This is a genomic window from Flavobacterium sp. LS1P28 (genome assembly GCF_003970335.1).
Classification (GTDB): domain Bacteria; phylum Bacteroidota; class Bacteroidia; order Flavobacteriales; family Flavobacteriaceae; genus Flavobacterium.
Genome location: NZ_RYDI01000021.1, coordinates 37,006 through 48,495, shown reverse-complemented (window position 1 = coordinate 48,495; position 11,490 = coordinate 37,006). Strand labels below are relative to the sequence as shown.

General features: G+C 37.3%; 6 protein-coding genes. 3 read left to right on the top strand and 3 right to left on the bottom strand.

Annotated elements, in window-relative coordinates; all coding sequences use genetic code 11:
- The first annotated feature begins 714 nt into the window (after nt 1-714).
- The 3 genes from EKL97_RS13735 to EKL97_RS13725 all read left to right on the top strand — a co-directional run bounded on the left by EKL97_RS13735 (nt 715) and on the right by EKL97_RS13725 (nt 3,316).
- Entirely contained in the window at nt 715-1,005 is a 291-nt protein-coding gene (locus tag EKL97_RS13735) for a hypothetical protein (protein ID WP_317125241.1), read from the top strand.
- 383 nt (nt 1,006-1,388) lie between these two features.
- Nucleotides 1,389-2,915: a MauE/DoxX family redox-associated membrane protein gene (locus EKL97_RS13730; protein WP_126569091.1), complete on the top strand. Its 1,527-nt coding sequence runs from the start codon at nt 1,389-1,391 to the stop codon at nt 2,913-2,915.
- Nucleotides 2,916-3,037: 122 nt separating this feature from the next.
- Nucleotides 3,038-3,316 carry a DUF6520 family protein gene (locus EKL97_RS13725; protein ID WP_126569090.1) on the top strand — a complete coding sequence of 93 codons (279 nt, stop codon included), beginning with the start codon at nt 3,038-3,040 and terminating at the stop codon, nt 3,314-3,316.
- A 174-nt stretch (nt 3,317-3,490) separates the two neighbouring features.
- Here EKL97_RS13725 and EKL97_RS13720 read toward each other — a convergent pair whose 3' ends face one another.
- The 3 genes from EKL97_RS13720 to EKL97_RS13710 form a co-directional block, all read right to left on the bottom strand.
- A complete protein-coding gene (locus EKL97_RS13720; RefSeq protein ID WP_126569089.1) occupies nt 3,491-6,100 on the bottom strand; it encodes a prolyl oligopeptidase family serine peptidase in 2,610 nt (869 codons plus the stop codon).
- Nucleotides 6,100-7,239, bottom strand: coding sequence for a RagB/SusD family nutrient uptake outer membrane protein (locus EKL97_RS13715; RefSeq protein ID WP_410503682.1), 1,140 nt, complete (start codon nt 7,237-7,239; stop codon nt 6,100-6,102). The genes EKL97_RS13720 and EKL97_RS13715 overlap by 1 nt, the downstream gene beginning before the upstream one ends.
- Nucleotides 7,240-7,544: 305 nt before the next feature.
- The gene (locus tag EKL97_RS13710) at nt 7,545-10,577 is read right to left on the bottom strand and encodes a SusC/RagA family TonB-linked outer membrane protein (protein WP_126569088.1); all 3,033 of its coding nucleotides are present in this window, start codon (nt 10,575-10,577) and stop codon (nt 7,545-7,547) included.
- Nucleotides 10,578-11,490 lie beyond the last annotated feature (913 nt).

Here is an 11,490-nt window from a genome sequence, read left to right as displayed (position 1 = left end):
AATCAGATTACAATAATGTCAATGAACATAATACTAACCAGCTGGTTTTCAACTTATTTTAAGTGGACACTAGTGATGTGATATATTAATATTGGTATTTCAGCCACTCATAGGAGCTATCAATACAGTCGTTAAAATCTCGATAACTTATATAAAAGGCATTTTATCATCACTTTCGGTAGTCAAGGAAAGTGCACACTGCCAATAATTTAAAAACTATTATAACTGGATAATTACAAAATTGAATTTACTCCTCAATTTCCCATAAGAGGACGTGCTCTTTCAAAGCAATAAACTAATTTTAAAACAACCAAATCCTGACTTGTTTAAGGAAGGTTTTGGCTGCTCCTTTTAAAGGGTGATGGTTGTCATTAAATACTTAAATGAAATCACCTTTTCAGAACTTTTTTATGTACCATGAACTTCCCTTTGATAAACCGCTTCTTTTGAAATAATTGTCAAATTTTATACTCTTGAAAATCCTTTTTTTAAACCATTTTTAATTGACACATTTTATATCAAATTCAAAGCACATTTCTGTAACTCTGTTTATCTAAAATCCTATCGTACATTTTAATGTTCAGCATTTAAATCAGATACAAAATTAAGTAAGTGGTATGGATTCTACCTATCATAGGTAAATTTTACCTATCAAAATTCATAAACGCCTTTATATCTTTATAGAATAAATTATTAATTAAAAACGTGAAGATTATGACAACAAATGATGTGGCCAAGGTTTTTGATACTGTACTTAGTATCCCTGGAATGAATGATGTAGTGAAGATTGATTTGAAAATTTCACGAAAAAATGTGCTGTTATTAAACCATGTCATTGAACGTGGATTAGCTGCTAAAGACGATGATAAACCATCGATTCTCATGACAAGTGTTCCAGAAGAAAATCTCCAGGAATTAAAACTGTTTGGAAGTGAGTGTTTACAAAAAGCCGGACTTATAGAACTCAATGAAAAATTGAAGACATTGAACGAAACCGGGAAGTAATAACAAATTATAAAAGGAGAAAATGGTGAGGTTCCAAATAAAAAAATAGTGTTTATTTGGAACCTTTTTTTTATTACTCAATTGCATTTCAACGATACTTTTTTAAAACTTTAACTAAACTAGCGGATTTTGACAAATTCATACCGGATTTCGGTAACACGTTATCAAACAGACTATTGTAATTTTGTTTCAGTTTCAATTCCAAATAATTAAATCATAAATAAAATGCTTTTTTTATTTAATCGAATTTGAATACAATACTAAAATTTATTACCCCAAATTCAGTACTAAAAATGGATAACAGTATGTGAATTTTTTAATAAAGATTATATGCTATTGAACATTTCATAATTGCATCAGTTTAAACTAAACCTACAGATAATATGAAATCGAATGTGACTATTAAGAGTATAATTCTGGACACAATTTGTTTGCTTTTTGTCCTACTATTTGTCTATGCAGCTGTAAGTAAACTTTTGGATTTTGAAAACTTTCAAGTACAATTGGGACAATCGCCTTTGCTGAGTGCTTTTGCTAAGTACGTTGCGTTTGCAGTTCCTGCCATTGAAGTAATAATTGCAATTCTAATTATATTTCCAAAGTATCGGTTAATAGGTCTTTTTGCTTCTTTCAGTTTAATGATACTATTTACCACCTATATTTATATTATTTTAAACTACAGCTCATTCGTACCTTGTTCATGTGGAGGAATTCTAGAAGAGCTTGGATGGATGGAGCATTTAATTTTCAATATCGTATTTGTACTGCTAGCACTGATAGGTATATTTTTATTGATTTATCCTGAAAATAACAGGCTATCCAGAATGAAACCAATAGCCTTTTCTTTGATTATAATTGGTATCTCATTATCAAGCATGGGCATTGTGTTGTCATTATATTTTTTATCAGAACACATTATTCATAAACGCAATAACTTTGTTCGCCGCTTTCCATCTCATGCACAACCGGAAATAAGCAAAGTCGATCTTCAATACAACTCGTACTATTTTGCCGGAATTGCTGATGGTAAAATTTATCTTGGAAATACCACCGCACCATTAAGTGTTATGGTTATCGACACCACGCTTAAAACAAAAAGCCAGGTTAGGATTCAATTGGACAATAAAGACTTGCCCTATCGTTCTGTAGAAGTCAGGATTGCCTCGCCTTACTTTTACCTCACAGACGGTACTGTACCATGTATATTTAGAGGAAGCATTAAAGACTGGAAGGCAAAGCAACAGAAAGGAAAAATATTTCGATTCACGCTCGCAGAGCCAATGGATTCTATCACGATGGCTTTCCGTTTGACCATCCCCTCCGCAGCTTCAAACATTTTAGGAACGTATAAAATTGTCGATCGTATAATTTCTAAAGTAAATCCCCATTTACTGCAGAGGCAGATTGACGGTATTTTTGATACCGATGGAATGCTGATTTACAATCAACAGTTCAATCGGCTACATTACATCTATTATTATCGTAACCAATTTATAACCATTAATCCCCAACTACAATTAGAGAGGAAAGGGAAAACAATTGATACCGTTAGCAAAGCCCAAATTAAGGTTGCTAACTTACCGGATGGTGAAAGTAAAATGTCAGCACCTCCGCTGGTAATAAACAAGGCTGCCAGCGTTTATAAAAATCTCTTATTTATAAATTCTGAACGTATAGGAAAATATGAAGATAAAAATATGCTAGACCATGCATCAATAATCGATGTGTATGACATTATAACAGGCAATTACCTTTCAAGCCTTTATGTATATCATATCGACAAAGAAAAAATAAAAAGTTTTAGGGTATATGACAATAAACTTTTTACACTAACAGGCCACTATCTGACAGTTGTAAAATTAAGCGATAAAATATTGGACGCTTACCAAGAAGACGTACCATCTCATTAGAGATTGCAATTATAAGAAGAACGTGAGTTTATGCTTTAAACCACACACAATATATCGGCCGATATCAGGGCAAGACTGAAAACCTGTAAACAGAGTAGGTCAAAACTTTAAATTTTAATATTATGAAAACTAAATTTTCGCAATTAATTTTGCCAATGCTAGTGGTTGTATTTGCAGTTACTAGCGCTTTTACTTCTCATGCCGAGAATAAAAGCAAAAGTGTTGCTATTGTTACGGGGTACATTCAGCACCCCGGAGCGGAGGAGCCCTGTGAAGCTTCAAATCAGTGTACCACGGTCAACACAGGTACATTCTGTAAAGTTGGCCAGATAGCTACAAATCCTCGTTTGTGGGATAAGAACATCAACGACGAATGTGTTATGCCTCTTTACAGACCGTAATTAGGTACGCTTTTAAAAAACAATGCAGCCCCAAACCGGGACTGCATTGTCATTTAAAACGGTTATAGTTCTGATAGCTATCGGGACATTTTTTTGTTCCATTTCACGACATGAAAAATATCGAAGTGTAAACTGACAGTTTGTTTAATTACAGCCAAGCGGTTACTGATTAGTTCATTGTTTTATCATCCAGTCAGGAGCAGGTATATCCTTAAGATAATAATCAAACCATGCCTCAATTCGTGTTGTCAGGTCCTTATCATGTTCCCTGCCTTCAATTCCGTGTTCCTCGTCAGGATACCCCAGCATAATATGTCTTTTCCCTAACCTGCGTAGCGCCATATAAAATTCAAAAGACTGTGTGGTGTTAACTTGAAAATCTCGAAGTCCAGTCCATGAAAGTAATGGGGTATTGACATCGTCAGCGAGCAGTACAGGCGAATTTTTGAGATAAATATCCATGTCCTCATAAAGCGATTTTACCATTCGGGTCTGGCCGCTTTCGACACGTGGAGCATTTGGCTGATTGGTATTGTAAGCAACAGATAAATACCAGCTTACTATATTGGTAATTGCTGAACCTGCAACTGCACAGGCAAATAGCTTGCTTTTTGTAATAATATAGTCTGTTTGAAAACCACCAAAAGAATGACCGATTAGTCCAATTTTTCCATCATCAACATCCCCTTTTTTTAAAACAGCATGAACCGAAGCTTCTACACAATCCAGTGCAGATGATCCAACTTCTCCTATTTTATATTCGATATCTGGCAAAAGCACAAAATAACCTTTAGCGGTCAGGTTGCTCACATTAAAGCCTACGCAATTGTATAGGCTTGGGTTGATATAGTCAAACAAATATTGAGATTGTTTTTCATAAATATGCACAATCATAGGGTATTTTACTCCCCGTTGATAATTAGCGGGATAATAAAGGATTCCATGGAGTGTTTTGCCTTCTGATGAAATATAATCGAGCAGTTCCGGTTTGCTCCAAAAAAAGTCTTTTTGTTGGTTATTGCTCTGCACCAAAACCCTAGGTTTTTCGTTATTTCTTTTTACAATTATTTTCGGTGCATGCTCGTAACTTTCTTCAAACCATGCGAAAGTTTCATTACCGGATGACTTTAAGATAGTGGTTGTTTTTTTACTGCCGTATGTCAAAAGCTTTAGCGGATTACCTTTTTTTAATAAATAAAAGCCGGTATTCGAATGATCTGCGGCAGTTGCTTGCAGGACTAATTCGTCAGACAAATTAAATTCTCCACCAGTCCACCCCCCATTTTCAAACTTCATTTTTTGATTGGCTGTCTGTGGAATAATCCTAAAAATTATTTCTTTTTCACGTCCGTTCGTTAATCGTTTTGCATTGGAACCATCTGGTTTAATTTCCCAAAGATCATACTGATCATAAACAAGGATAGAACCATCGTTAGTACTCCATCCGGGATTCCCATAGGCTGGTGCTTCATATGGCAGATCGTGATCAATATTGAATAAAGGAATGTCTTTTTTTATTCTTATTTGAGTATGTGTTTCTTTGGTTATATCATATATAAACCACTGCTTCTCCCGAAAATAAGCAATATGTTTTCCATTTGGAGATCCTATCATATGATTTTGGTCTGAGCTTTGTTTTTTAAGCCATTGTTTTTTGCCAGCCATTAACAGGTCGGTACGATAAAGATCCCTGTCTTCATCAAGTTTAAATTGTGGTTCGTACTGTTGCGGATTATAAGTAATGGCATAGCGGCCATCTGCAGTAAGCATTCCCAAGGGAAGAAGGGTATCTGTAATCTGCAAAAATCGCTTATTAGCAGGTTCCCACATTGCCAGTTTTGCTGTTTTTTTCCAGCCATCGATCTGCTTTTCTGCCGGATAAATCCATTTGTCGGCAGTATTCCAAACCTGTACATCATTAACATCGACTGGCATAGTTGCAGGCCGTTTCCTGATTTTAAAAAACACGCGCTGCCCATCCTCAGAAATTGTTAAGGGTGCGGTCATAACAATATTCATATCTAAGGGGAAACTCTTATTGCTACCAGGACGAAAACTAAAGACGCTTTTATCAGATGGTCTATAATAGTGCAAGCTAGTTTCCTGTGTTCCTTGTTGTAAAAAAACAAGAGCTGTCCCCTCTTTTGACCATGTCAATTTCTCGTATTTGCTGTCGTCATTTTCCACAACCATTGTTTTAATTACAGGCAATCTTACTGTAATGATATTTAAGGAGTAATTGCTGTTGCTTTCTGTTGTATAAGCAATCGACTTTCCATCCGGATTAACAGCATAAGTTCCAACATCTGATACAGAATATAGTAAGCGACCACTTAAATCAAAAAATAAAAGGGTTTTGTTTTGCTCTATTATTATGTAATTAGTCATTATAGTATAACTTTTGACCTCCTTAAACAATTGCAATTTTTCGGATTTAAGGTTAGTAATGCTAAGTGTATGGTCCTTTCCCTGACAGAGAAAATGAGTTTCTGAAAAAAACTGTCCATTTGTGCCTTTTGGAAAACGGAACGTTTTAGTACCGTTGCTACTTTTTACAAACAAAGTATCCGAATCCTCATAAACCAGTCGGTAACTAAGCCAGTCCCCATTTTTAGAAATGGTTTCAAGGCTAAGCGTGTTCCACAGGTGATAGTCTGCAGCAGTTAGCTGCCGTTTTTGCGCAACCTGCCCCGACAGGGGACAGGCAAGTAACGCAAACAAAAAAGAAAGGATGAAATCTACCCTTGGTAAATCACCTCTAAAAGTCCTATTACAAACTAACATTAGTAACCAGGATTTTGCGGGGCGATATTCGGATTTAGGTTGATTTCAGACTGCGGAATTGGCAATAGCCTGTCTGTACTGTTCCAGTCCGGTTTTGTTCCTAACAAAAAATCATCCAATTTTCCGTTACGCTTTAGGTCAAAAAAACGATGACCATATTCCGTAAAAAATTCCACACGTCTCTCCTTTAAAATTGCATCTAAAATTTCAGCTTGCGTCATGGCTTCTGTATCAGCAAGACCGGCAGTATTCCTGATTTTGTTAAGGTCTTCTTTTGCACCGATCAGTTCGCCTTGCTGTGCGCGAGCTTCAGCACGGATTAGATACTGCTCGGCAAGCCTAAGAACAATAGGATATTCCTGAGCCGGAGTACTTGTACGCGATTTTTTGTATTTGTAAGCATGGTACCAGGTTGTTGTGCCGTTTGTTACGCCTTTTACCCAATTCGTTTTACGTAAATCCCCGTTTTCAAAAGCATTTACCAATCCCTCACTCAGCGCCACTAAGGGCGGTGGTCCGGAACTGAATATAAAAGTAGCGCCTTCATCGGTGTTCCGTGTAGCTGTTCTTGGCATTAATTGCCATATCGCTGTTCTACTTTCTTTCAGAAATATTTTGCTAAGATCGTCCTGCCATATATAGATTTCGGTATTATTTAGAACTGCTGAGGCATTGTCGGCGGCTTCGGCCCATGTACCATTATAAAGGTATATCCTTGCCAGCAAAGCTTTGGCAGCATAAAAATTAGGGCGTACCCGTCCTCCGGTTGGATAGGCTTCAGGCAGTAATTCGCAAGCAGCTCTAATATCTTCAATACTATGGGAATAAACTTCTGCCGATGGCATACGGTGTACGCTTATATTTACCTTGTAGTCCGTGCTGGTTATATAAGGAATATCGCCATAAAGCTGCAGCAGGTAAAAATGAAGCAGCCCCCTGACGAACTTAGCTTCACCTGTGAGTTGGTCTTTATCTGCTTGTGCAAGTTTCGTGGAACCCGCTACACCTTCAATAATGGCATTAGCCGCGTATATCTGGCTATAGGCGCTATTCCACCAGTTCGAAATATCCGCAGTCGAAGGCAGTACCGTATTATTATAAAAATTTTGATACGAAAGAGAATTACTCCCATACCACATGAGTTCGTCGGAATAAAGACCTATATTTTCACTTATGCCTGTAATTTTGCCTGTCAATAGTCCGTTATCGCGAATCTGCGCATAAATATCCGTCATTGCGGCATTGGCAGTATTCTTTTCTTCGAAGACAGCTGCTGCGTTAAGTTCTGAAACCGGCATACCTGTTTCTGTAAAACTGTCGCATGCCCCTAAGCAGAAAATCATGATGATAAGTGACAAATAAGCGAAAATCCTAGACACCTCGGTGTTAGTCTGAGGATATAGGTTAAAAAAGATTTTAGTAATCATGTTTTCCTTTTTTTAGATTAAAAATTAAACTTTAGTCCGGCCGTGATAATACGTAATGGAGGTAGTGTGCCTATACCTATAAATTCAGGGTCAGAACCTTTATAGGGAGTAATGGTCAGCAGGTTCTGTCCTTCAATAGTTGCTCGGCAATTCATGTTTTTTAGCCAGTTTTTTGGAAAGTCATAACTGAACGAAACATTTTTCAGACGCACATACGAGGCATTCACAATCACCGCATCACTGGCCGCGTACTGGTAAAGCGCATTTAAGGCATCACCGTTAGTGCCGGAACTGTACATTTGTGCCGGACCCGAATCGCCAGGCTGCTGCCAGTGGTTCAATGTTAGGCTTGCTTGGTTGGCCATGGTTCCCGGAAGAGCAAGCATTCTGGGGGTATTATAATTTTCCTGTTTTACAAATTGAAAAAGGAAATCAAGTTGCCAATTTTTATATTTAAGATGGTTCTGTACTCCGCCAAAATACGCCGGATTGAGGTCTTTGACAAATGTCTTGTCTTCCGGTTCACTGATAATGCCATCACCATTCACATCCTGAAAAGTATAAATTCCTGTTTGAGGATCCAGGCCGGTATAATGAAATACCTTGACTATATTGAGCGGTTGCCCGATAACATACTTAGTGCTATAAGTCGAACCTTCAAGGTTTGGGAACGACACGAGTTTATTTTTGGCAACAGTAAAGTTTATGTTGGTACTAAAGCTAAAATCCTTTCGTTGGTAATTCATTGTGCGTAATGTCACTTCGATGCCGCTGTTTTCCACTATTGCATCAAGGTTTGACTGAATTTCAGCAAATCCGGTAGTTCCAGGCAACGGTATACCAACGAGTTGATTAGAAGATCTGTTTTTGTACCAGGCGGCTGTCAGAAAAACACGATCCTTAAAGAAGCCGGTTTCTATTGCTGTTTCAAGTTTTTTATTCGTTTCCCATCCAAAGTTTGGGTTGTACAAGCGTGTGGGTTGCAGTCCTATCGCGTTTTGATAAAAAGTCGAGGCCGGAGTATAGGTGTTTAAAAACTGGTAATTCCCAATCTGGTCATTGCCAGTAGTCCCGTAGCTCGCCCTAATTTTTCCGAAACTTAAGAAGCTGTCATTATTATTTATGAATGTTTCCCTAGAGAATATCCAAGCAGCACCTACCGCGCCAAACCATGCAAAACTGTTATTGGGCCCGAAGCGACTTGATCCGTCTCGCCTTCCAGTGAGGTTTACTATGTAACGATCGTTCCAATTTAAGTTGGCGCGCCCGAAAAAGGACTGGTATTTATATACCGATTCATCATATTGCATCACTTGAAGATCAGTTGCAGCTGCCGGATTATAGATCATACTGTTACTTGTAAAACCATATCCGTACAAAGCCTGTAATTTGTTGTTCTGTCTTTGGAACGTACTGCCCAGAAGCAGGTCTGTTTTAAATGAGCCAAATTCCTTTTTCCAATTAAGCTGCGGTTCTATAATCCATGACTGCCGTGCTGTTGTGTTATAAAAGATACTTGATGATTCGCTCCCTAGGCCATAAGCCGGATTATAAATTGTTGAGGGAAATGTACTGCTCTCCCAGTGGTTTAAGTCAGTATAGCCAAGGCTTGTTTTGATTTCAAGATTCTTCAGAATTGAATAAGAAAGCAGGGTGTTTCCGATAAGGTCATAAGTTTTTACTTTTGATAAGCCTGAAAGATTCCGTAACGGGTTTTCAAAAGTATTATTCTCCCAGTTCAGATTACCGTCTTGGTCATATAAGGCGGGTGCATTGGGAGGCAATAGCCAGGCTTCGGCAGAAAGATCGGTCGATGGTTGCTTATTGTCCTGAATGGTATAGCCTGCTGAAAAAGTGATGCGAAATTTTTTATCCTCCGAGTCATGGTTCAGATTCAAATGCAGATTGGCTTTTGTATAGGCAAAATCTCCTGGAAAAACAGTGGTTTCCTTACCGTAGTTACTACTGATCAAAAACTGTGTCAGTTCAGACCCTCCGGACACTGAAGCATTTATATTTGTAATTTTAGCAGTGCCACCCAATAGCTTCTTTTGCCAGTTGGTATATCTATTTTGGTCCCAGGCACCATTGATGTCGTAGGCATTTTCAGGAAATTCGACAATACCGTCATTTTTGAATGCTTCCGTGCGCATCGTAAGGTATTCCTGTGTATTCATCATATCCATAAAGTGAGCTACCTTTCCTGTCCCTTGACTTAAAGTTGCGCTGAATCGTGTTTTTCCGGCTTTCCCTTTTTTTGTACTTACCAGAACAACACCATTGGCACCTCGTGATCCATATATTGCGGTTGCATCAGCGTCTTTAAGTATTTCTATGCTTTCAATATCACCGGGATTTATATTATTTAATGGGCTCGTATTGGCAGGCATAATAGTTGAGGATATGCCTATACCAATGGCTTCTGATGAATAAGGTACCCCATCAATTATATATAGGGGAGCATTTCCGCCAGCTCTCAAACTATTTTGGCCTCTAATTTGGATGTTGAAACCACCACCCGGTACTCCGGTAGTTTGCGTTATACTAACACCAGCCAATCTTCCTTGCATGGTTGCCAGGAAATTAGTAACTGGCTGTTTTTCAATATCGGCGGCTTTAATTTTTGCAATACTTCCCGTGCGTTCACTATCCTTTACGGAATAATAGCCCGCATTGACGCGAACTTCTTGCAGTGCTGTTGCGTCTTCTTGCATCTTGATATTGATTACTGTGCGACCGTCAACAGGAATTGTAAGGGTTTTAAAACCCATATAGGTAAAAATAAGAATGTCGTTGGGTGATACTGTTATAGTAAATTTTCCATCTAAATCAGAAACGACGATTTTTTGCTGTCCTTTTACAGCAATTGTAACTCCAGACAAAGGATTAGTACCATCAGTGACCGTACCGCTAATTTGGATTTGTTGCCGCATGAACTGTTTGTGTCCCAGCATATTGTTTGCTAGAATAGGGAAACTGAAGAGGTATATGCTAAAAATAAGTGAATACCAAAGTGCTCCTAACCCTTTGTTTAATAAAATAATTTTCATAATATTGGTTTAGTTAAATGAAATGTGAGTTTTGTTAGCTACGGTCCTCTAGTTTAGCTTGCCGGCGATTTAGGGGACTTTTTTTGTTTAGTCTTAAAGTCATCAAGTCGAATGTCTTTAAGTCTTTATGGATTGTGTTTTTTGTTATGTCATAGGCGTTTTTTAGTTATGAGTTGATAATGTTGTTGCTAAATAATCTGTATTTCAACCATAAATCCACAGGCACATCGTTGCTATGAAAAGTATAATTATTCCTATTTTTATTTGTTTGTAGTATTTCACAGATATTTTTTTATTATCGGTTAAGGGTTATCAATTATGTTTTAATCGTTATTTTAATTACATTTTTTATTATGTGTATAGACAAGGGTTTTTATAACTAAATTACCTGCACCAGTGCTAACAAATTCAAATTAAATTAACTAGGTGTTTTTATTCAAAGGACCTTTCGGTGCAGGAGTTTATAGTCATGAATAATTTTATAGTCACAGACGTTTTTTTTATGTTTTTAATCCCAGTTTTTAGTTGAGGTTAAGCATAAGTGTTTACTGCCGACTAAGAAGATATTTTGTATTTTGATGAATACATGATTTTGTTTTTCGGTTTGAAAAACTCCTTTTGCTCCCCCTTTCTGAAACAAACTCTAAAAATTGTAACATACCATTTGGATAATAGAAATAAAGGCAATACTTTTAAAGTGCGAGTTTAAAAAGGAAAAGCTTAAATCTAAGTGCCAAAAACATTTTAGGTTTGGGTTGAGGTTTGATATATAAGGGATTATTATTTTATATAATTTCCTTTTTTTATATCAAGGCACAGTTAAACACATCAGTACTAAAATTCTGACGGGGAAGTATCTCTGATAAGAGTACTTATAGGTTTTTTCCTATCCTAACACAATTGTTTTAGTTTT

Excerpts from the sequence above, each read along its gene's own strand:
- EKL97_RS13725 (WP_126569090.1), top strand. The coding sequence starts at position 3,038 with ATGAAAACTAAATTTTCGCAATTAATTTTGCCAATGCTAGTGGTTGTA.
- EKL97_RS13715 (WP_410503682.1), bottom strand. The coding sequence starts at position 7,239 with ATGTGGTATGGGAGTAATTCTCTTTCGTATCAAAATTTTTATAATAAT.
- EKL97_RS13735 (WP_317125241.1), top strand. The coding sequence starts at position 715 with ATGACAACAAATGATGTGGCCAAGGTTTTTGATACTGTACTTAGTATC.
- EKL97_RS13720 (WP_126569089.1), bottom strand. The coding sequence starts at position 6,100 with ATGTTAGTTTGTAATAGGACTTTTAGAGGTGATTTACCAAGGGTAGAT.
- EKL97_RS13710 (WP_126569088.1), bottom strand. The coding sequence starts at position 10,577 with ATGAAAATTATTTTATTAAACAAAGGGTTAGGAGCACTTTGGTATTCA.
- EKL97_RS13730 (WP_126569091.1), top strand. The coding sequence starts at position 1,389 with ATGAAATCGAATGTGACTATTAAGAGTATAATTCTGGACACAATTTGT.